This is a genomic window from Dorea chungnamensis, from assembly GCF_039832125.1.
In the GTDB taxonomy this organism is placed as follows: domain Bacteria; phylum Bacillota; class Clostridia; order Lachnospirales; family Lachnospiraceae; genus JAFBIX01.
Genome location: NZ_JBDOHT010000003.1, coordinates 129,139 through 148,073, shown reverse-complemented (window position 1 = coordinate 148,073; position 18,935 = coordinate 129,139). Strand labels below are relative to the sequence as shown.

The 18,935-nt window shown below is 40.2% G+C and carries 27 protein-coding genes and 1 tRNA gene; 4 read left to right on the top strand and 24 right to left on the bottom strand.

Annotated elements, in window-relative coordinates; genetic code table 11:
- Positions 1-16: 16 nt before the first annotated feature.
- From rplX to rpsJ, 13 genes are all read right to left on the bottom strand, one after another.
- Entirely contained in the window at positions 17-328 is a 312-nt protein-coding gene (gene rplX, locus ABE613_RS03985; protein ID WP_235233703.1) for a 50S ribosomal protein L24, read from the bottom strand.
- Between the two features lie 13 nt (positions 329-341).
- The gene (rplN, locus tag ABE613_RS03980) at positions 342-710 is read right to left on the bottom strand and encodes a 50S ribosomal protein L14 (protein ID WP_235233701.1); all 369 of its coding nucleotides are present in this window, start codon (positions 708-710) and stop codon (positions 342-344) included.
- 19 nt (positions 711-729) lie between these two features.
- Complete coding sequence (gene rpsQ / locus ABE613_RS03975; protein WP_328282620.1) at positions 730-984, bottom strand: 30S ribosomal protein S17; 255 nt, start codon at positions 982-984, stop codon at positions 730-732.
- A 32-nt stretch (positions 985-1,016) separates the two neighbouring features.
- Positions 1,017-1,220: a 50S ribosomal protein L29 gene (gene rpmC, locus ABE613_RS03970; RefSeq protein ID WP_235233699.1), complete on the bottom strand. Its 204-nt coding sequence runs from the start codon at positions 1,218-1,220 to the stop codon at positions 1,017-1,019.
- Positions 1,210-1,647 carry a 50S ribosomal protein L16 gene (gene rplP / locus ABE613_RS03965; RefSeq protein WP_006445002.1) on the bottom strand — a complete coding sequence of 146 codons (438 nt, stop codon included), beginning with the start codon at positions 1,645-1,647 and terminating at the stop codon, positions 1,210-1,212. Before rplP ends, rpmC begins: the two co-directional genes overlap by 11 nt.
- A 2-nt stretch (positions 1,648-1,649) precedes the next feature.
- On the bottom strand, positions 1,650-2,303 hold the full coding sequence (rpsC, locus tag ABE613_RS03960; RefSeq protein ID WP_235233698.1) for a 30S ribosomal protein S3: 654 nt from the start codon (positions 2,301-2,303) through the stop codon (positions 1,650-1,652).
- An 11-nt stretch (positions 2,304-2,314) separates the two neighbouring features.
- Positions 2,315-2,701: a 50S ribosomal protein L22 gene (gene rplV, locus ABE613_RS03955; RefSeq protein WP_235233696.1), complete on the bottom strand. Its 387-nt coding sequence runs from the start codon at positions 2,699-2,701 to the stop codon at positions 2,315-2,317.
- Positions 2,702-2,727: 26 nt separating this feature from the next.
- On the bottom strand, positions 2,728-3,009 hold the full coding sequence (gene rpsS, locus ABE613_RS03950; RefSeq protein WP_004607295.1) for a 30S ribosomal protein S19: 282 nt from the start codon (positions 3,007-3,009) through the stop codon (positions 2,728-2,730).
- Positions 3,010-3,027: 18 nt separating this feature from the next.
- Positions 3,028-3,870 (bottom strand): 50S ribosomal protein L2, encoded by an 843-nt coding sequence (gene rplB / locus ABE613_RS03945; protein ID WP_235233694.1) that lies wholly within the window; start codon positions 3,868-3,870, stop codon positions 3,028-3,030.
- Between the two features lie 138 nt (positions 3,871-4,008).
- Positions 4,009-4,314, bottom strand: coding sequence for a 50S ribosomal protein L23 (rplW, locus tag ABE613_RS03940; protein ID WP_235233693.1), 306 nt, complete (start codon positions 4,312-4,314; stop codon positions 4,009-4,011).
- The gene (rplD, locus tag ABE613_RS03935; RefSeq protein ID WP_235233692.1) at positions 4,314-4,934 is read right to left on the bottom strand and encodes a 50S ribosomal protein L4; all 621 of its coding nucleotides are present in this window, start codon (positions 4,932-4,934) and stop codon (positions 4,314-4,316) included. The genes rplW and rplD overlap by 1 nt, the downstream gene beginning before the upstream one ends.
- 30 nt (positions 4,935-4,964) lie before the next feature.
- Complete coding sequence (rplC, locus tag ABE613_RS03930) at positions 4,965-5,645, bottom strand: 50S ribosomal protein L3 (RefSeq protein ID WP_347375742.1); 681 nt, start codon at positions 5,643-5,645, stop codon at positions 4,965-4,967.
- Positions 5,646-5,718: 73 nt separating this feature from the next.
- Positions 5,719-6,036: a 30S ribosomal protein S10 gene (rpsJ, locus tag ABE613_RS03925; protein WP_347375741.1), complete on the bottom strand. Its 318-nt coding sequence runs from the start codon at positions 6,034-6,036 to the stop codon at positions 5,719-5,721.
- Between the two features lie 653 nt (positions 6,037-6,689).
- Between rpsJ and ABE613_RS03920 the strand changes: the two genes are divergently transcribed.
- A complete protein-coding gene (locus ABE613_RS03920; protein WP_235233690.1) occupies positions 6,690-7,562 on the top strand; it encodes a permease in 873 nt (290 codons plus the stop codon).
- A 230-nt stretch (positions 7,563-7,792) separates the two neighbouring features.
- On the top strand, positions 7,793-8,659 hold the full coding sequence (locus ABE613_RS03915) for a TSUP family transporter (RefSeq protein ID WP_347375740.1): 867 nt from the start codon (positions 7,793-7,795) through the stop codon (positions 8,657-8,659).
- A 392-nt stretch (positions 8,660-9,051) separates the two neighbouring features.
- On the opposite strand, the gene ABE613_RS03910 is transcribed toward ABE613_RS03915, so the two are convergent.
- From ABE613_RS03910 to ABE613_RS03880, 8 genes are all read right to left on the bottom strand, one after another.
- Positions 9,052-9,531: a glycine/sarcosine/betaine reductase component B subunit gene (locus ABE613_RS03910; RefSeq protein ID WP_235232229.1), complete on the bottom strand. Its 480-nt coding sequence runs from the start codon at positions 9,529-9,531 to the stop codon at positions 9,052-9,054.
- A 17-nt stretch (positions 9,532-9,548) separates the two neighbouring features.
- On the bottom strand, positions 9,549-10,316 hold the full coding sequence (prdD, locus tag ABE613_RS03905) for a proline reductase cluster protein PrdD (RefSeq protein ID WP_235232230.1): 768 nt from the start codon (positions 10,314-10,316) through the stop codon (positions 9,549-9,551).
- Between the two features lie 168 nt (positions 10,317-10,484).
- Positions 10,485-10,730, bottom strand: coding sequence for a hypothetical protein (locus tag ABE613_RS15145; RefSeq protein ID WP_510182344.1), 246 nt, complete (start codon positions 10,728-10,730; stop codon positions 10,485-10,487).
- Positions 10,731-10,757: 27 nt separating this feature from the next.
- Complete coding sequence (locus ABE613_RS15140; protein ID WP_510182343.1) at positions 10,758-11,210, bottom strand: glycine/sarcosine/betaine reductase selenoprotein B family protein; 453 nt, start codon at positions 11,208-11,210, stop codon at positions 10,758-10,760.
- Between the two features lie 2 nt (positions 11,211-11,212).
- Positions 11,213-11,509 carry a CBO2463/CBO2479 domain-containing protein gene (locus tag ABE613_RS03895; RefSeq protein WP_235232232.1) on the bottom strand — a complete coding sequence of 99 codons (297 nt, stop codon included), beginning with the start codon at positions 11,507-11,509 and terminating at the stop codon, positions 11,213-11,215.
- A gap of 16 nt (positions 11,510-11,525) precedes the next feature.
- The gene (gene prdA / locus ABE613_RS03890) at positions 11,526-13,406 is read right to left on the bottom strand and encodes a D-proline reductase (dithiol) proprotein PrdA (RefSeq protein ID WP_347375739.1); all 1,881 of its coding nucleotides are present in this window, start codon (positions 13,404-13,406) and stop codon (positions 11,526-11,528) included.
- 113 nt (positions 13,407-13,519) lie between these two features.
- Positions 13,520-14,947 carry a proline reductase-associated electron transfer protein PrdC gene (locus ABE613_RS03885; protein WP_235232234.1) on the bottom strand — a complete coding sequence of 476 codons (1,428 nt, stop codon included), beginning with the start codon at positions 14,945-14,947 and terminating at the stop codon, positions 13,520-13,522.
- 152 nt (positions 14,948-15,099) lie between these two features.
- Positions 15,100-15,197, bottom strand: a tRNA-Sec gene (locus ABE613_RS03880).
- Positions 15,198-15,502: 305 nt separating this feature from the next.
- Here ABE613_RS03880 and ABE613_RS03875 point away from each other — a divergent pair.
- Both ABE613_RS03875 and ABE613_RS03870 read left to right on the top strand, forming a co-directional pair.
- On the top strand, positions 15,503-16,537 hold the full coding sequence (locus tag ABE613_RS03875; protein WP_235232235.1) for a proline racemase family protein: 1,035 nt from the start codon (positions 15,503-15,505) through the stop codon (positions 16,535-16,537).
- A 123-nt stretch (positions 16,538-16,660) separates the two neighbouring features.
- A complete protein-coding gene (locus tag ABE613_RS03870; RefSeq protein WP_235232236.1) occupies positions 16,661-17,248 on the top strand; it encodes a TetR/AcrR family transcriptional regulator in 588 nt (195 codons plus the stop codon).
- A 47-nt stretch (positions 17,249-17,295) separates the two neighbouring features.
- On the opposite strand, the gene ABE613_RS03865 is transcribed toward ABE613_RS03870, so the two are convergent.
- Genes ABE613_RS03865 through yedE form a run of 3 tightly spaced genes read right to left on the bottom strand, consistent with a single transcriptional unit; the run spans position 17,296 to position 18,886 of the window.
- The gene (locus tag ABE613_RS03865) at positions 17,296-17,532 is read right to left on the bottom strand and encodes a putative Se/S carrier protein (protein WP_235232237.1); all 237 of its coding nucleotides are present in this window, start codon (positions 17,530-17,532) and stop codon (positions 17,296-17,298) included.
- 2 nt (positions 17,533-17,534) lie between these two features.
- Positions 17,535-17,738, bottom strand: a complete 204-nt coding sequence (locus ABE613_RS03860; RefSeq protein ID WP_235232238.1) for a sulfurtransferase TusA family protein — start codon at positions 17,736-17,738, stop codon at positions 17,535-17,537.
- A 50-nt stretch (positions 17,739-17,788) separates the two neighbouring features.
- Positions 17,789-18,886, bottom strand: coding sequence for a YedE family putative selenium transporter (yedE, locus tag ABE613_RS03855; protein WP_235232239.1), 1,098 nt, complete (start codon positions 18,884-18,886; stop codon positions 17,789-17,791).
- Positions 18,887-18,935 lie beyond the last annotated feature (49 nt).

Sequence of the window (18,935 nt, the reverse complement as noted above, 5' to 3'; positions counted from 1 at the left end):
GCCCTCCTTCCTCAGATTAATCAATAACTTCGCCTGTTGATTTAGCGTAACGAACCTTCTTATCTCCGTCCATTTTGATGCCCACTCTTGTTGCTTTTCCCTTGTGAACATACATTACATTAGAAGCATCGATAGGTCCTTCCTGATGAACGATTCCACCATTCTGGTTATTCATACTTGGTTTTGTGTGCTTTGTCAACATGTTGACACCTTCAACAACAACCTTACCAGCTTTCTGGTTTACAGCAATAACTTTGCCTTCTTTGTCTTTATCTTTACCAGCGATAACCTTAACAGTGTCGCCTTTTTTGATTTTTAACATTGACATCTTGCGCACCTCCTTATAGTACTTCCGGAGCCAGGGAAACAATTCTCATGAACTGTTTGTCACGGAGCTCTCTTGCTACTGGTCCAAAAATACGGGTTCCTCTTGGTGTCTTATCATCTTTTATAATTACAGCAGCATTTTCGTCGAAACGGATATAAGAACCATCTTTACGACGAGTACTATTTACAGTACGAACAACTACAGCTTTTACTACATCGCCTTTTTTAACAACGCCGCCTGGTGTTGCATCTTTAACAGTCGCAATGATCACATCACCGATACTTGCATATCTTCTTGTTGAACCGCCCATAACACGAATACACAGTAATTCTTTTGCACCTGTGTTGTCTGCTACTTTCAGTCTGCTTTCTTGCTGTATCATGCAGGTTTCCCTCCTTATACTATTTCACTTTTTCCATAACTTCAACAAGTCTCCATCTCTTATCCTTAGAGAGTGGTCTTGTTTCCATAACTTTTACTTTGTCGCCGATGTTGCACTCGTTATTCTCATCATGTGCTTTCAACTTGTAAGTTCTCTTTACGATTTTTTTGTAAAGTGGATGTTTTACATGATCTTCAACTGCAACAACTATGGTCTTATCCATTTTATTACTGATAACCTTACCCACACGGGTTTTTCTAAGATTTCTTTCCACAGTCTATACTCCTTTCAGCATGAAATGAAGTTCTATTTGCCACTTTTTTCCGTAATCACTGTCTGGATTCTGGCAATATTTCTTCTTACTTCTTTGATTCTGCTTGTATTATCTAACTGATTTGTTGCGTTCTGGAATCTTAAGTTAAAAAGTTCCTTTTTAGCAGCTACTAATTCTTCGTTCAGCTCTGCAGCTGATTTTGTCTTTAAATCTTCTACAAATGCATTAATTTTCACTGTTATCACCGCCTTCTAAGTCTGCGCGAGAAACTACTTTACATTTACATGGCAGCTTGTGTGTTGCCAGACGAAGTGCTTCTCTTGCAACTTCTTCTGATACGCCAGCGATCTCGAACATTACGCGACCCGGCTTAACAACTGCTACCCAGTATTCTAAGGTTCCTTTTCCAGAACCCATACGTGTTTCAGCTGGTTTCGTAGTTACAGGTTTATCTGGGAATATTTTGATCCAAACTTTACCACCACGTTTGATATAACGTGTCATAGCGATACGGGCAGCTTCGATCTGGTTTGAACGGATCCAGCAAGGTTCCATTGCAACGATACCATATTCACCATTTGTAATCTTGTTTCCGCGAAGTGCTTTACCCTTCATGGAACCACGGAATTGTTTACGACGTTTTACTCTTTTTGGCATTAACATGATTATCTATCTCCTTCCTTTGCTGCTTTTTCCGGAAGAACTTCGCCCTTGTAAATCCATACCTTAACACCAACTTTTCCATAAGTTGTGTCAGCTTCAGCGAATCCGTAGTCGATATCTGCTCTCAGTGTCTGAAGAGGAATTGTTCCTTCACTGTAGAACTCTGTACGAGCCATATCTGCTCCGCCAAGACGTCCTGACACAGATGTCTTAACACCAAGTGCTCCGGCTTTCATTGTTCTTGACATACAAGATTTCATTGCACGTCTGAAAGAGATACGGTTCTCAAGCTGTAATGCGATGTTTTCTGCTACTAACTGAGCATCTTTATCCGGTCTCTTGATTTCCTTAATATCAACGATTAATTTCTTATTAGTAAACTGTGCTAATTCACCTTTTACTTTTTCGATTTCTGCTCCACCTTTACCGATTACTACACCAGGTTTTGCTGTATAAATAATGATTTTTACGCGGTCAGATGCTCTTTCGATCTCAATCTTAGAAACACCGGCGCTGTATAATCTCTTCTTAAGATACGTTCTGATTTCATGGTCTTCTACTAAGTAGTCTGCAAAATCTTTTTCTGCATACCATCTAGAGTCCCAGTCTTTGATAACACCGACTCTTAAGCCATGAGGATTAACTTTCTGTCCCATGATTGCCCTCCTTATCTTTCATCAAGCACAAGTGTAATGTGGCTCATTCTCTTCTCGATTCTGTAAGCTCTTCCCTGTGCTCTAGGTCTGATTCTCTTCATTGTTGGTCCTTTGTTTGCATAAGCCTCTGCAATATAAAGATTCTCAACATTCATACCGTTGTTGTTTTCAGCATTTGCAATTGCTGACTCCAATAATTTCTTTATTAAACTAGAAGCATATCTTGGATTGTAAGTTAAAATACCAAGTGCTGTTGTTACATCCTTACCTCTGATGGCATCTAATACGTAGCATGCTTTCTGAACAGAAACTCTTGCATAAGATAACTTAGCAGAAGGTCTTGTATCTTTGTTAGCATTTCTCTCTCTCTTGATTTGGGATCTATGTCCTTTTGCCATGGATGAACCCTCCTTTCACAATGTAATTATCTAACTTTTGATTTCTTTTCGTCTTTTCCATGTCCTCTGTATGTTCTGGTTGCCACGAACTCTCCGAGTTTGTGTCCAACCATATCTTCTGTTACATATACAGGTACATGTTTTCTTCCGTCATGAACGGCAATTGTATGTCCAACCATGCTTGGGAAGATTGTAGAACGACGAGACCATGTCTTAATTACGGACTTGTCTCCAGAAGCGTTCATAGCATCAACCTTCTTGAGCAGGCTTGCGTCTGCGAATGGTCCTTTTTTAATTGAACGTGCCATAGGTTATAACCTCCTTAATTATTTAATAGCTTTACCATCTCTTCTTCTTACAATCATCTTGTTAGAAGCTTTATTTTTCTTTCTTGTCTTAAGACCAAGTGCTGGTTTACCCCAAGGTGTACACGGACCCGGACGACCGATTCCTGTCTTACCTTCACCACCACCATGCGGATGGTCATTCGGGTTCATAACAGAACCACGAACTGTAGGTCTGATACCCATGTGACGTTTACGTCCTGCTTTACCAATGTTGATCAGGTTGTGATCCCCATTTCCTACAACTCCAACAGATGCACGGCACTCGATTGGTACCATTCTCATCTCTCCTGATGGAAGTCGAAGTGTTGCATATTTTCCTTCTTTTGCCATTAACTGTGCGCTGTTACCTGCTGAACGAACCAGCTGTCCGCCCTTTCCAGGATGAAGCTCAATGTTGTGTACCTGAGTACCTACAGGAATCTCAGAAAGTGGAAGACAGTTACCGATCAATACTTCTGCTTCTGGTCCATTCATAACTTTCCAGCCTACCTGTAACCCTGCTGGTGCAAGGATATATGCTTTTTCACCATCTTCATAGCAGATAAGAGCGATATTAGCTGTTCTGTTTGGATCGTACTCGATGCCAAGAACTGTAGCAGCAATTCCGTCTTTTCTTCTCTTGAAGTCGATTACTCTATATTTCTTCTTAGCTCCGCCTCCGCGGTGTCTAACTGTAATTTTACCTTGATTATTACGTCCTGCCTGTCTGCTCTTTGGAGCTAACAGAGATTTTTCTGGAGTTGTCTTTGTGATTTCTGAGAAATCAGATCCAGTCATCTGTCTTCTGGAAGGCGTATATGGGCGATATGTTTTAATTCCCATGATTGCTTCTCCTTTCAAATTCTAATTATTAATATCACGGATTTGCACCGTATGATTGTTCGGATGTATTCGCTTCGCAAGGTTCAAAAAAACCTCGCCAAACTCACCGAACGGGATCCGACTAAGCTTCAGCAAGTCTTATAATCCCTCGAAGATCTCGATATCTGCGCTGTCTTCTGTTAACTGAACGATAGCCTTCTTTGTATTGGCTGTCTTTCCAAACTGCATAGTTCCACGAACTCTTTTTTTCTTACCTTCACAGTTCATTGTGTTAACACTTTTCACTTTTGTACCGTTGAACATCTTTTCAACAGCTTCTTTTACCTGAGACTTTGTTGCTTCTGGGTGTACCAAGAAAGTATATTTCTTTTCTCCCATAAGTTCCATACTCTTTTCTGTTACAACTGGTTTAAGGATTACATCATAATACTGAACGTTTGCCATTATGCGTACACCTCCTCGATATTAGCAACAGCAGCTTTCGTTGCGATTACTGTGTTGTATTTTAAGATATCGTACACATTGATCGTATTAGTCTTTGCAGTCTTAACATCAGCAATGTTTCTTGCAGAGATCTCTGCATTTGTATTGCCATCTTCTAATACTACTAATGCTTTAGATACATCTAAGTTCTTCAGAATGTTTGCGAAATTCTTTGTCTTGATCTCATCAAATTTGATTTCGTCAACAACGATGAATTTGTTTTCTTCTACTTTTGCTGTAAGAGCTGATTTAAGAGCCGCTCTTTTCTCTTTCTTATTCATCTTGAATGAATAATCTCTCGGTACCGGAGCAAACACTACTCCACCGCCTGTCCACTGCGGAGCTCTTGTAGAACCCTGTCTAGCATGACCTGTTCCTTTTTGTCTCCATGGTTTTCTTCCGCCACCAGAAACTTCAGAACGTGTTTTTGCTTTCTGTGTTCCCTGACGTTTATTTGCAAGCTGGTTAACAACAGCCATGTGTACCAGATGTTCATTTACTTCAACACCGAATACAGCATCGCTTAAATCGATTGTTCCAACTTCTTTACCTTCGATATTATAAACGGATACGTTTGCCATCTTAAGTCTTCCTCCTTCCTTCGCCAAAGCTTAGTTAGCCTTTACTGCTTCTTTGATAGTTACTAAAGATTTCTTTGGTCCTGGTACAGAACCCTTAACCAAAAGCAAGTTATTCTCAGCATCTACGCGTACGACTTCAAGATTCTGGATCGTAATCTTCTTACTTCCCATGTGTCCCGGCATCTTTTTGCCCTTGAATACTTTACTCGGATCAGAAGCAGCTCCGTTAGAACCTGCATGACGATGGAACTTAGAACCGTGTGTCATTGGTCCTCTATGCTGATTATGTCTCTTGATTGCGCCCTGGAATCCTTTTCCTTTAGAAATTGCAGTAGCATCAATCTTATCTCCCGCCTCAAAAATATCAACCTTGATTTCCTGAGCCAGTTCATATTCAGAAGCATTTTCAAATTTAAATTCTCTCACGAATCTCTTACCAGAAACACCAGCTTTTGCAAAATGTCCCTGTTCAGCTTTTGTCACACCGTGACGATGAACGATTTCTTTCTTACCGCTCTTGTCTTTGTTAACAATTTTGTCTTTCTTGTCAACGAATCCAACCTGAACCGCATCGTAACCATCATTTTCAACAGTTTTGATCTGTGTTACAACACAAGGACCAGCCTGAAGTACAGTTACCGGTGTTAATGTTCCGTCTTCGTTGAAGATCTGAGTCATTCCGACTTTTGTAGCTAAGATAGCTTTCTTCATTATAATTACCTCCTGTGATTTACAGCGGAACGCCGCTTGGACGTTCATCCTAAATTTTAGGAATTACTGCGTTCTACTTATTTTTCATTTTGATATCAATGTAAACACCAGCTGGCATCTCTAATCTAGACAATGCGTCAACAGTCTTCTGTGTTGGTGCAATGATATCAATAAGTCTCTTATGAGTTCTCTGTTCGAACTGTTCTCTGGAATATTTGTATTTGTGAACCGCTCTTAAGATTGTAACTACTTCTTTCTTAGTTGGAAGTGGTACCGGTCCACTCACCTGTGATCCATTCTTTTTTACAGTTTCGATGATTTTTTTTGCGGATGCATCTACCAACTGATGATCATACGCTTTCAAAGTGATTCTCATTACTTGACTTGCCATAAAAAAAGTCGCCTCCTTTTCGTACTTTTAACTTCAGTACGACAAGCGGTGACTGTACACTCTCCCGTGTGTGTCGTGAGAACCTCACACGTTGTTACCACATCTCAGTGGCTGTTATAGTTTCGTACAGTGACTTGTCGCCAGTTTCCTAACTTGACATTCGCTCCACGGAAAACCTGCCATATCAGGCAGCAACCTCACGCTTCACAGCTATCATGTCACAGCTCTCTTAGTATATCGAATGAATCCATATTTTGCAAGCCTTTTCTTGGATTTATTGTATTTTTTTTAATACAATTCATCTTATTGGTTCTTCTGGCTCTTTAATTCATCTGCAATATACTTATCAGCGCAAAACTTCCTTATTATAATAGGATAAAATTATTTTTTTGTCAAACCAGCCGGCAGTCACATATGCATTTTTCTGCTTTCCTCCTTTACATTCCACTTGCATTCATGTAATTATGTCCTTTCCTTATGCAATTTTTATGTATTTCATTGACTTTTTGCATAAAAATTGGTAGAATTATAGCATGAACAGATGGTATATAATTTAACAAATATTTTCATATCGGGGTGCTTATATTTCATATTATATACTAAGATTTCTGTTTCTATTTTTTTACTTTTAAACAATCTGGAGGGATGAAAAAATGGATGTTATTATGATTTTACGTATCGTGCTGATTATCTTTGTTATCGCATCTGGCGCATATTTTATCAAAGATTTGCTTGCACACAAGGAAGATTTCCAAGGTGGACACTGGGTTCCATTGGCAATCATCGGATGCATCACAAACTTACTTGACACATGGGGAATTGGTTCTTATGCAACTACACAGGCTGGTTTCAAATTCACAAAGTCCAGCCCAGACGAAACAATTCCAGGTACGCTGAATGTTGGTGATACTTTCCCTGTTACATTGGAAGCACTTCTGTTTTTCAGCTTTGTAGATATTGATCCTCTTACTCTGGTACTTATGCTTGCTGCATCTGTTGTTGGTGCTTTAGTTGGAGCTGGTATCGTATGTAAATGGAATCTTAAGATGGTTCGTTTAGGTCTTGGTGTTGGTCTTCTTATCCTTGCAATTGTTCTTGCTTGTAAGAATGCAGGAATTGGACCATTCGGTGTAAGTGGTGAAGCTCTTGGTCTTACAGGTATTAAGTTAGTAATTGGTGTTGTTGTTAACTTCTTCCTGGGAGCACTTATGATGATCGGTGTTGGTTTGTATGCTCCTTGTATGGCTCTTTGTGCAGCACTCGGAATGAATATCGGAACTGCTTTCCCAATCATGATGGGATCTTGTGCATTCCTTATGAATGCTGCATGCTTCAAGTTCATCAAAGAAGGTAAGTATGATAGAAAAGCAGCTCTTTGCCTTGCATTGTTCGGATGTGTTGGTGTATTTATCGCTTACAAAGTAGCTTGCTTCTTCTCACTGAAGACATTAACATACATCATTTGTGTAGTTATGATTTACACATCTATTATGTTCTTTAGAGATGCCAACAAGACAGAGGCTTAATCTATATTGAAAATTACATATTGACAACCAAAGGCGGTATTCCTTATATGGAACCGCCTTTTTATTTTATCCCCATTCCATTATATTATACAAATGTTCGTTATATTATTGACATTATTTATATTTTCATGTAAACTACTAATAAGAGATGACCAAGGCCGGTTTCCAATCAGGATACCGGTCTTTTTTGTTTCTGCAATTCATATATTATTTTAAGGAGGATGAGAGATATGAGTGTAGCACATATTTTAATCTTAGTTCTTTGGATACTGACAATTGGTTTTGGTGTTTATTATGTAAAAGACATATTTAAACATAAAGAAGATTTCAAGGAGGTAAAATACGTACCAACTATTATTATTGGTGTGTTAGCTAACTTCTTCGATACTCTTGGTATCGGGAGTTATGCAACTTCAACAACAGCTTTCAAGTTTACAAAGAGTTGTCCTGACGATCTTATCCCTGGTACTTTAAATGTTGCATATGCTATACCAGTCGTTGTAGAAGCCACTGTTTTTATTCAAAAGGTAACAGTTGATCCACTGACACTTGTTTTGATGATTGGAGCATCTATCTTGGGAGCTATTATCGGAGCGTCAATCGTATCAAAATGGAATCTTAAGAAAGTTCGTATTGCTTTAGGATGTGCTTTGATTGCACTGGCAATCGTAATGATCTGTAAACTTCTTGGAGTCGGACCTTTTGGTATCATTGGAACTGCCAGCGGATTGACCGGTGCAAAACTGATAATCGGTGTTATTGTGAACTTTGTTCTAGGAGCTTTAATGATCGTTGGTCTTGGACTTTATGCTCCTTGTATGGCTTTGTGTCTGCTTCTTGGATTAAGTGCAGATATCGCATTCCCAATTATGATGGGTTCCTGTGCTTTCCTAATGCCTTCAGCTGGTATTAAATTTGTAAAAGAAGGAAAATATAACCGCGCAAGTTCTTTAGTACTTACTATTACTGGAGTCATTGGTGTATTGATTGCTTGCTTCGTTATTACATCACTTCCACTTACCGTTTTGACATGGGTCGTTACAGTCGTCATGGTTGTATGTGCTTGTATCTTCTTTAAAGATGCATCAAAAGCTTAGCATATTTTGATATATATTCACCATGTTGCATAAAAATAGTTTTTTCTATTGACACTCAAAAATAAAAATGCTATATTTAAAACAACTTAAATGCAAGATAACCAATGGCGGTTTTCCTGACAGGGAAACTGCCTTTTTTGAAAAATCATATGCATTAAGTCAACAACAATTTTGGTTGTTATTGCAGTTGATCCGTTGCCGATCGTTTTCCCCAAGAACGTTCTTGCATCGGTGAACTCCAATTAAATATATACATCCTCTTTATGAGGAGCATTCCCCAGCTTTGTATATACAAAACTGCAATGCAACGAGGAAAACCTCTCAATGACATACCAAAAAGAAAGGGCACGACATACAGGTCGTGCCTTTTCTTTATCATCTGTTATTTCTATTTATTTGTTTTCCTGATCTTTCTTTCTCATCTTAAGCTTCAATAACGCTTTCGCTTTCAGACAGTCAATACGATCCATATTGTTCTCACCGACAACATTTGTCTCTTCACCTGTCGCGCTCTTATTGATATCTACGATCGCATCCAGATAATCATTCACAACTACAAATTGTGCAACCGTACCATTAAAGGTAATTCCCGTAACAGGAATGCCACGCTCACCGATCTGTTCAATCGTATTTGTGTAATCGACATGGCTGTTTCCCCAGCCATCACAGGACAAGATAACACCGTCTGCACGCATACATTCTGCTGCTACAGCCGCTCTCGTACCAACAAGCATCTTGTCTTCGTTACCATCCGGAGAACCGACAAGCATGATTCCCAGCAGATCAAGGTCTGTATCTTCTGCAACTACCTCAAGAAGCGGGTCTCTGAAGTGATGTAATGATGTTTCTTTTGTTGAAGGACCAATTCCCATAATATTCTTCTCCCTTCTTACTGCATGGAACGGATAATTCCGTCTCTATATTCATTCGGTGTAACTATTACCGGCATATTGCCCATATCAATGATGGATTTTGATCCAATCGAGCAAGATGGCTCTTTCGAGAACATATGAGTATCATACATCGCCCCCTGCCCTGCGACCTGTTTGATAATCAAAACACGTTTCTTACCGGGGCGTACTATATCATGATATACATGCTTCTCCGTACACTGATTTCCATTAAATTTTTTCAGTTTTTCTCTGAAAATATTAATGAATTTATCACAAAGCAAATGTGCTTCCGTCGGACCCGGTCTTTCCTGTCCCATACCTGCTGCAAGTGTAACATCGAAGGAAATAATCACATCATTATCTCCCGGAGTACCCGCCTTATTAAGCACGAGCTGCTCTTTTAAGTTACCTTCTGATGATCCAAATTCATGACACTGCTTTCCATTCACATCTACACCGGTAAGCATCACGTATACACCGGTAATTGTATGTGTGATTCCTTCTCCCAATACTCCGAGCACTTTTGTAGAAATCGGAATAATGTCCATGATCGTGTTGGTCCAACGATCATGATCTCCCGGCTGGATTACCTGAATATCAATATCTGTAATATACTTTGCATCCTTTAATAATTCCGGGATAATATCTTTACAAACAGTCATCTTTCCGCCTGTTGTAATATCATTACGATCACCCTCAACAACCGTATCCATATGATATGCTTTAATGGTTAGGCGACGTAATTTCTGTTCCTCAACTGTCATATTTTCTATATCCTCCTTTAGCATTTTTTGCTACGTAAACTCACTTGTCTTTATTTTATCATACCAGTATACAAAATCAATCCTTTTTTATTACTCTTTCTATAATCAATGAAAGAATCTAAAAAGGGAAATGGACAATCCATTTCCCTCCTGATGTTTTGTTGTATATTAGATTTTAGCAACATACTCGAATGGCAATGGAACGATCTTTCCAGGTGTCTGGATCTCAACCAACTGCTCAAGAGTAGCTTTTACGATAGCTGTCTGCTGTTCCACATTGTGAGGACCACCTGCATTAGCACCCATAGGTACCAACGGAGCAACCGCACGTGGAGTACCAGTCTGACGTACAACTGGTGGAAGAGCTGCAATAATAATTGTAGGAATTCCAGCCTCTTCAATCGCTCTCTGCACCAATACTGCAGAGCGGTGACAGGTACCTCATCCAGCTGTGAGGATAGCTGCATCTACGCCTTCCTCTTTCAGCATTGCTGCTACTGCAGGACCTGTCTCATGTTTGAATTTTTCCTGGTTTCCGCCACCACCCATGAATCCAGCATGGAATGGAGCTGTAGCCTTAATAAATCCTTCTTCTACTAATTCATGAAGTCTATCGATAGGGAACATACAGTTGATATCTTTATTAACATCACTGTTATCATATCCACCATGAGATACCATCAATTTATCAGATGGGCATTTATCATCGATCTTTCTCCAAGTAAAGTCACCTGCAAGGTTAAATCTTTCCTGATCTACCTGATGTACACCTGCTGCTGTAGCAAGAGCAACTGTCATATCCTTCAACTCTTTCTCTACTGGTGTCCATACCATCGGTGGAGTAATTGGAACGAAGATTTCTGATTGTAATCCTTTAACAACCGTTAAACTCATTTTTATTCCTCCTCTTTCTTTAAACGAGTGCTCATTTCTGCTTGTTTACGACGCTCTTTTTCTAAATTACTGACGTACTTTTCATGGATTTCAGGACCAAGCTGCTCCGGAAAACTCATATGCCATCCAAATTCCTGACCAATCTTTGGTTCAGTATCACAGATAAACATTCTCTTCGGAGCTTTGAAAAATCCCAATCGTCCTTTCAAATCCACACTGATGCTGCAATCATCAACATCAACACAGATTCCCTCCATGTATATGATTCTGTCACCATATTTCAATCGTTCGTCATTCATTTAAAACACCTTATTCTTAGTTGTATCCTTTATCAATACGTTTCTGGCTAAGTGGAAGTGCCTGCTCATTTTCTACAAGATCAATCTTTGATCCGATAGCATCTTCGATCACTTCAATGTTCGTAGCCTTAACGTTCGGATTCCATTTCTTTTCAGCTGGTTTAATTACTTCACCTGCCATCTGAACTTTGAGCATCTCAAGAGCACGAATTGCATCTTCGTGGCAAAGTGTATTGTTTCCAAGGATTTCGTTCTCAATACCGCCTTCAGATTTGTTGTTATCTACCATTGCTGTCATGTACTTGTTACCAACTACGAGCGCTCCCTGAACTGCACAGTATGAAAGTCCTACTACAGGAACTCCTCTCATACCAATCTGCTCATGATGACTTGCAAAGTCGATATGGTTGTTTCCGAAACCTTCTGTTGTAATAAATGCACCGTCAACGTCCATCATTTCTACTGTCTGACCAAGTCTTTCAGATACATAGAACTTCTCAGCGTTGATCTGTGGAGATCCAACAAAGATTACACCACAAAGGTCAATTTCTGGATCAGCAAGTGCCTCAAGTACAAGTGGCTCTCTCCAGTAATGTCTTGTCATCTCTTTAGATGCAGGTCCGATACATGTAAGAGCGTGGATACATCCATCAAGAACTTCCAATGGGCTCATACATACTGGAAGGTTACCAAGGTCAACGTTAGCTCTTGCTCCAAGAATTCCACATGGTTCTACCGGAAGGATGAAGTTATCATGCATAGCTCCCTGTCCCATGATTTCTTTACAAATAACTACTTTCTTCTGACCTGGGTGACGAACCTGAACGAATTCCTCTGTATCTACTACAAGGTCTTCTTCAAGTTTCTTCAATGCTTCACGGATTTCCTGTGTGATAATATCAAATGCTGTATGTGCAGCCATAGGTCCACGACGTTCCATGTTTGTCTTTTCCTGAACTACGATATTACCTTTGATAAAGATTTCTCCCTTATCTGGACATCCCGGACGTCCCCACATAATGTTTTCATCCATATATCCTTCGGAAGAACCGAACTCACCGATCTGAACTCCACCTTCGTCTGTTCCTGAAAGCATCATGATAGCGCCATCGATTACTCTTGTAACGCCCTGTCCGATCTTAGCATCGCCTTCTTTTGTTGCGATTGGCTGAACATCCATGATTGTCTCAGAATATGTGTGATACTCCTTTGGTGTAACGATTTCAAGATGGAAATCTTTAACAAGATCAGAATTAGCAATTACATCTGCTTCAATACCTTCACGGATTGTAAGAACTGTTCCTTCGATCTTTGTCTCTGGTCCTCTCTTAACTTCTGTGATAGCAAAATGTTTTCTTGTAAGGCTTCTTACAACCTTTCCTTCTTTTGCTACTTCTTCAGCTGTCGGAGCTGCCGGAGCTGCTGCTGGAGCTGCTGCCGGAGCTACTTCTACTACCTCAGCGCCTCCGCCAAGTGCACCAACCGGAATAGAAAGATCAATATCTTTTCCTTCACCAATGTGGATTTTAAGAACTCCGCCTGCAACTGCTGTTGCTGCTGGAGCTGCTGCTACCGGAGCTGCTGCTGGAGCTGCTACTGCTGGAGCCGCTTCCTCTGCTGCTTCCTCTGCTTCTTCCTCTACAGAATCTTTTGCTCCCTCAACAACATCTGCTGTCAGCGGTGAAAGAGAATCAAGAGTTTTTGTAAGTTTTGCTCCTAAAATTTGTCCAATTTTTAAGCATCCATCAAGATTCAATAATCCAGAGTCAACTAACTCATCAAAAATTGCTGGATCTTCAAGATTTGCTGGCTCAATAATGATTCCAGCCTCTGCTCTACAGCATAACACTGCAGGATCATTTGCATGTTGTTTCGCTGTTTCAGCTGTAATAGACATATTGTTCCCTCCTTTTAATTACTTCGCTAATTGTGATAATTAACATATATATAATTGCTTCGTAAAGAGTCATATCGGGGAATCACTCCTTACTTCTGCAATTTATACCATAACTAGTCTTCTACATCAATATCCTGGTCAACCCATTTAGATACTGTAAGCTGACGATACTGTGCGTGACCAACCGCTCTCATAACATGATCTGTCTGATGGAATACTTTAAGTCCCATCTGAGGAGCAGATGCCATAACTGTGTTTGTACAGTCTGAACAGTTACCAATGATAATATATTCGCAGCCATCTTTCTTAAACTGCATATTGTTTTTAACCTGTCCAGGACAGTTTCCAGGACGAAGGCACTTAAGTGGTGCACCCGGTTTATTCTCAATTGCCTGTTTACATCTGCATACAGACACAACTTCACCATGCATTTTCTCTGCGATCACACGCATACGTGCTTCATTACCGCCACATGCACAGACAAGAAGTCCCACTTTCTTACCTGTAAGGTCTGGCATTTTGTATGTTGTAAGGATACCACCTGTTGTCTTTGTCGTTGGCTCATCAAGCTCTACTGCACGTCCTGTGAACGCTCCACCCATGATGATTTCACCAACTTCATCCGGTTTATCCAGTCCGCCGGCTTTTTCGATCATCTCACCAACAGAAACACCGATCGGTACATCCATAAATACATGAGCTGCATTTCCACCTTTGATGTTACCGCGAACTGTCATGTTTTTGCTGATACATGGTCTCTTCTCATCAATTGCCTCAGCAATTCTTGCTGCGGTCTCAAGGTTAACAACAACGGCTCTTGCCGCTGAAGGAAGCTGTGTTGTATCAAGGTTTAATCCAAGGCACTCACGAACAACTGCACGCTCTTCTCCCATCGGGTAAATATCCGGAAGCAGATGCAATGAAATATTCTCTTCATTTTCAATTGCTGCCATCAATGTTTTCACAGCTTTTTTATTTTTCTTTTTAATTGCGAAGATTGCTTTATCAGCCTGTGTGATCTCCATACTGTATTTTACACCACGGAGGCATTTATCACACTGTTCTTCAAGCTGTCTGATGTTGTGTTCAAGTCCCGGCTCACACTCTGCTGCATTTACTAAGATGTAGCTGTATTTACCCGGCTCTTCTACATCATCGATTTCCGGATTAATCTCCGGATTCATTTCTCCAAGAGGTGTCTCAGCAAGGTTGATGTTAAGTTTAACTCCTGTCGGGAATCCAGCGCCTCCCAGACCTACAACTCCGGCTGCTTTAACCATATCAAGCTTTGTAGCATTTTCCGGCAATCCAACTGATTCATCAATTGGCACGAACTCGTCCGGCTGTTCAGCAGCTGGTTCAATAATAATACGATCATCTGTGATCTCAGCTACTTTTCCATAAACACTTGAGAAAATATTTGCTCCAAGTCCTGTAGGTGTAGCAATCAGAGTACCTTTTTTTACGTCTGCCCCTACCTCAACGCACGGTGCGCACGGAGCACCCACGTGCTGACGCAATAAAATCTGTACGTTTCCCATGTCACATTCTCCTTTTCTTTTTTAAATATAAGCAAAAACGAAACTCTCCATTTCGTTTACTTATTCCCCAATCATATATTTTTGTATTTTTCTATTTATAAGTTTTATCTATGAGTATTTGCCATTTTTTTAACAGCATTTGCTTCTTTTTTTGGCGAGGGCATGTGGGAATCGAACCCACCCAGGACGCTCTTAACGCCCAACACTAGTTTTGAAGACTAGGGGGCACACCAGTCACCCAACTACCCCCATAGATATATTATTTCATGCGAATTAACAATAACACACTTTCCCATATATTTCAACCGTTTTTATTTATTTTTATAATAGCAAAAAAGCATTGACTTTTCAAGGTTTATCCTACATAATAAAATTAGAAATTGAACGCGATACTAGAACGCAGTCTATTTGTTAAAAATCTGTCGTTTTAGAAAAATTAGTTTTATGCAATATGTAAAAAGGCACTAAGAAAACAAGGGGGTTTTCTAGGTGTTTTTATAAACGGCTTATAGATATTATCTATGGGTCCAATTAAAAACAAGGAGGTAAAGAGATATGGCTTTACAGGCAAATGTTAATTTCGATCGTTTCGAGGCTGCATTGCAGGTAGTTGATTCTCACACTGTTGGAGAGTTCTGCCGAATCGTTATTGGTGGTTTTCCAGAGCCAGAAGGAAACACAATGATCGAAAAGAAAAAATGGATGGAGAAGAATTACGACCAGGTTCGTACAGCGCTTATGTTTGAACCAAGAGGACACCACGATATGTTCGGTGCATTCCTTTGCAAACCGGTTCACCCAGAAGCAGATTTCGGAGTAATGTTCATGGATACAGGCGGATACCTGAACATGTGCGGTCACTGTACAATCGGTGCTGTAACGGTTGCAATCGAGGCTGGTCTTGTTGAATCTCACGAAGGAGAGAACGAGGTTGTATTAGATGCACCAGCTGGACTTATCCGTACAAAAGCTATCGTAAAAGACGGCAAAGTTGAAAGCGTAACATTAACAAATGTACCTGCTTTTGTTTACAAAGAAAACCAGAAAGTAACTATCGACGGAAAAGAAATCGAATTCACAATTTCTTTCGGTGGAAGCTTCTTCGCATTGGTTGATACTACAAAACTGGATATTGGAGAGATCAATCCTAAGACTGTTCCAGAATACACTAAATTAGGTATGAAGATGCTGGATGTTATCAACAAAGAGATCCCTGTAAAGCATCCATTGCTTGACATTGATACTGTTGACCTGGTTGAGTTCTACGGACCAACACCAAATCCAGACAAAGCTTCTATGAGAAACGTAGTAATCTTTGGAGATGCTATGGCAGACCGTTCACCATGTGGAACAGGAACAAGCGCTAAACTTGCTACTCTTCATCACTGGGGAGAAATCGGCGTAGGCGAAGAATTCATCTACGAAAGCTTTATTGGATCACTGTTCAAGGGCGTAATCAAAGAGACAACTAAGGTTGCAGATTATGACGCTGTTATCCCAATGATCACAGGAAGCTGCTATCTGACAGGTGTTGCTACATACTTGATCGATCCAACAGATCCATTGAAATATGGTTTCCAGGTAGGCTAAATACAATCGGGGTTTTATTAGCATACAGTATAGGACAGAAGCGGATTATATTTAATCCGCTTCTGCTTATATCATGATATCATTTATTTTTATACATTCACCAAGAGAAAGGAATGAGTGCCGATGCCACGTAAGCGCCAATCCACCAAAAGCCGTATTGTAAAAGCCGCATGGAATTTATTTTACAAAAAAGGCTACGATAAGACTACTGTGGAAGATATCATTGCAGCGTCTAAGACATCAAAAGGCACCTTCTATCATTATTTCAAGGGCAAAGAGGCTCTGTTAAATTCTTTATCCTATCTATTTGACGAAAAATATGAGGAACTGGCCGCTGTCATCGACCCTAACTTATCGGCTTACGATAAACTTTTGTTTTTGAACCATGAATTGTTTTATATGATAGAGACAAGCGTAGACATCCATTTGCTCGCTTCCCTCTATTCATCACAATTGATCACAAAGGACAAGAAGTCTTTGTCAGACCACAAACGTTTTTATTTCCAATGGATAACTGAGATTCTGAAAGAAGGGCTGGAACACGGAGAATTCAAGAATACAAGTTCCGCCGAAGAGCTTATGAATATTTACGCCATGTATGAACGTGCCATGCTATATGACTGGGCACTTTTCAAAGGGAAATATTCTCTGAGCGAATATAGTGACAAATTGCTCCCACATGTGTTAGATTCTTTTGTAACAGGAGTATAAATTTATATATAAAAAGTCGAAGCTCATCTGAACTTCGACTTTCTTTTTTATACCATGCATTCATGCATAGCCTCTTCTTCAATTCCAGTCTCTTTCATCATGGATACAATCTGTTCTCTGTCTTCAAGATCTGCGCACCAAGAAAGCCCACAGCCCGCTGATATTGCTCTCGGGACCGGAATGATACGTCCCGGTACATTCTGCTCTTTGCATGCCTTTTCCATTGCCATTGCATCTGCAGTTGTATGGAACGTCACAACTAATTTTAGTTCTTTTTTTCTCATGTCTACTCAATCACCACTTCGAAGTATCCGTCTTTCTCCGTAGAAACTGGTTTTTTACCATGATCTTTCGCATATTTTTCTACATTCATCTTCTGATGCGGCTCTGTAACCAGTACTTTCACCGGCTCAGAAGCTCCTTTTAACGCTTCTGCTGTCAGCATAAGCGGTTCTGGACAAGAAAGACCTCTTGCATCTACTTCCTTCATATTTATTACCTTCTTTCCTAGAATACTATGTATCGGCTAATATTTCAATATTATTTTGCTTCATCTCTCTTATTTGTAAAAGCAATGATGAAACATACAACAATACAGATAATGCATGCAATCTTACCGTTCATCGGCACTGCTCCTGCAACAACTTCCTGTGTTTCAGCATTTAATGCAGTTCCACTTGCAGCAAGACCAAAATTGTGGCATAACGCTGCTCCCACAAACATTCCAATTACAGTCATCGCTGAATCAGAAGAGCCCTGCCCTGCCAGAATCAACTGACGAAGCGGGCATCCACCTGCCAGAACAGCTGCAAATCCAACTGTATACATACCAAGAATGTTCCACAGATGCTCAGAATGTGCGATGATACCAGGTGTATTGAATCCAAGGACAAAACGTCCTGTTGCCACATTAAACACCAACATCACAGCAAACAATCCTGCAATTACACTAAATAAATCAAAATTCTTCATCAAGATAATATCTCTGATACTTCCAGCGAAGCACATTCTGGACTTCTGAGCAAAAGCTCCGAAAATCAGACCGCCAATCAAAGATGCAATAATTGGAGCATGCATACTTCCTGGTCCTGCTTCACTTGCCTTCAGAAGAGATGTACACAGTGCAAGAATCAAAATTCCAAGCATAAGTACCGGAAGAACAACTCCGCTTTCTTTATTCACCAGGTGTGCTCTTCCAAGGCTGAATCCCTTTTTAAGTGCAATAACACCTGTTCCAACTCCCAGTATAAATCCAATGAACGCTACCCATGCATTCAGATCTCCTGCTGACATACGAATCACCATACGCAGAGGACAGCCCAGGAATACCAATGAACCAATGACAATGATCATTCCTAAGATAAAACGGATCATAGGAGATGAGCCTGCTGTAGAACGATATTCTTTCGTTGCTACTGAGATAATAAAAGCTCCTAATACGAGTCCAATAATCTCTGGTCTTGCATACTGTACCACTTCTGCCTGATGCAGCCCCAATGCACCTGCCGTATCACGAATGAAGCAGGCAATACAGAATGCCATATTGGCCGGATTGCCCAATGCTGCCAGACATGCCGCTACAAGTCCACAGATAACGCCGGCCAGCGCTAATTTTTTCTTTGAATCTGATAAATTCATGTTTACTCCTCCTTTAAATTCCTCTCTCTTTCACCAGACACAAAAAATG

Excerpts from the sequence above, each read along its gene's own strand:
- rplX (WP_235233703.1), bottom strand. The coding sequence starts at position 328 with ATGTCAATGTTAAAAATCAAAAAAGGCGACACTGTTAAGGTTATCGCT.
- rplN (WP_235233701.1), bottom strand. The coding sequence starts at position 710 with ATGATACAGCAAGAAAGCAGACTGAAAGTAGCAGACAACACAGGTGCA.
- rplP (WP_006445002.1), bottom strand. The coding sequence starts at position 1,647 with ATGTTAATGCCAAAAAGAGTAAAACGTCGTAAACAATTCCGTGGTTCC.
- rpsC (WP_235233698.1), bottom strand. The coding sequence starts at position 2,303 with ATGGGACAGAAAGTTAATCCTCATGGCTTAAGAGTCGGTGTTATCAAA.
- rplV (WP_235233696.1), bottom strand. The coding sequence starts at position 2,701 with ATGGCAAAAGGACATAGATCCCAAATCAAGAGAGAGAGAAATGCTAAC.
- rpsS (WP_004607295.1), bottom strand. The coding sequence starts at position 3,009 with ATGGCACGTTCAATTAAAAAAGGACCATTCGCAGACGCAAGCCTGCTC.
- rplB (WP_235233694.1), bottom strand. The coding sequence starts at position 3,870 with ATGGGAATTAAAACATATCGCCCATATACGCCTTCCAGAAGACAGATG.
- rplW (WP_235233693.1), bottom strand. The coding sequence starts at position 4,314 with ATGGCAAACGTTCAGTATTATGATGTAATCCTTAAACCAGTTGTAACA.
- rplD (WP_235233692.1), bottom strand. The coding sequence starts at position 4,934 with ATGGCAAACGTATCCGTTTATAATATCGAAGGTAAAGAAGTTGGAACA.
- rplC (WP_347375742.1), bottom strand. The coding sequence starts at position 5,645 with ATGAAGAAAGCTATCTTAGCTACAAAAGTCGGAATGACTCAGATCTTC.
- rpsJ (WP_347375741.1), bottom strand. The coding sequence starts at position 6,036 with ATGGCAAGTCAAGTAATGAGAATCACTTTGAAAGCGTATGATCATCAG.
- ABE613_RS03920 (WP_235233690.1), top strand. The coding sequence starts at position 6,690 with ATGGATGTTATTATGATTTTACGTATCGTGCTGATTATCTTTGTTATC.
- ABE613_RS03915 (WP_347375740.1), top strand. The coding sequence starts at position 7,793 with ATGAGTGTAGCACATATTTTAATCTTAGTTCTTTGGATACTGACAATT.
- ABE613_RS03910 (WP_235232229.1), bottom strand. The coding sequence starts at position 9,531 with ATGGGAATTGGTCCTTCAACAAAAGAAACATCATTACATCACTTCAGA.
- prdD (WP_235232230.1), bottom strand. The coding sequence starts at position 10,316 with ATGACAGTTGAGGAACAGAAATTACGTCGCCTAACCATTAAAGCATAT.
- ABE613_RS15140 (WP_510182343.1), bottom strand. The coding sequence starts at position 11,210 with ATGAGTTTAACGGTTGTTAAAGGATTACAATCAGAAATCTTCGTTCCA.
- ABE613_RS03895 (WP_235232232.1), bottom strand. The coding sequence starts at position 11,509 with ATGAATGACGAACGATTGAAATATGGTGACAGAATCATATACATGGAG.
- prdA (WP_347375739.1), bottom strand. The coding sequence starts at position 13,406 with ATGTCTATTACAGCTGAAACAGCGAAACAACATGCAAATGATCCTGCA.
- ABE613_RS03885 (WP_235232234.1), bottom strand. The coding sequence starts at position 14,947 with ATGGGAAACGTACAGATTTTATTGCGTCAGCACGTGGGTGCTCCGTGC.
- ABE613_RS03875 (WP_235232235.1), top strand. The coding sequence starts at position 15,503 with ATGGCTTTACAGGCAAATGTTAATTTCGATCGTTTCGAGGCTGCATTG.
- ABE613_RS03870 (WP_235232236.1), top strand. The coding sequence starts at position 16,661 with ATGCCACGTAAGCGCCAATCCACCAAAAGCCGTATTGTAAAAGCCGCA.
- ABE613_RS03865 (WP_235232237.1), bottom strand. The coding sequence starts at position 17,532 with ATGAGAAAAAAAGAACTAAAATTAGTTGTGACGTTCCATACAACTGCA.
- ABE613_RS03860 (WP_235232238.1), bottom strand. The coding sequence starts at position 17,738 with ATGAAGGAAGTAGATGCAAGAGGTCTTTCTTGTCCAGAACCGCTTATG.
- yedE (WP_235232239.1), bottom strand. The coding sequence starts at position 18,886 with ATGAATTTATCAGATTCAAAGAAAAAATTAGCGCTGGCCGGCGTTATC.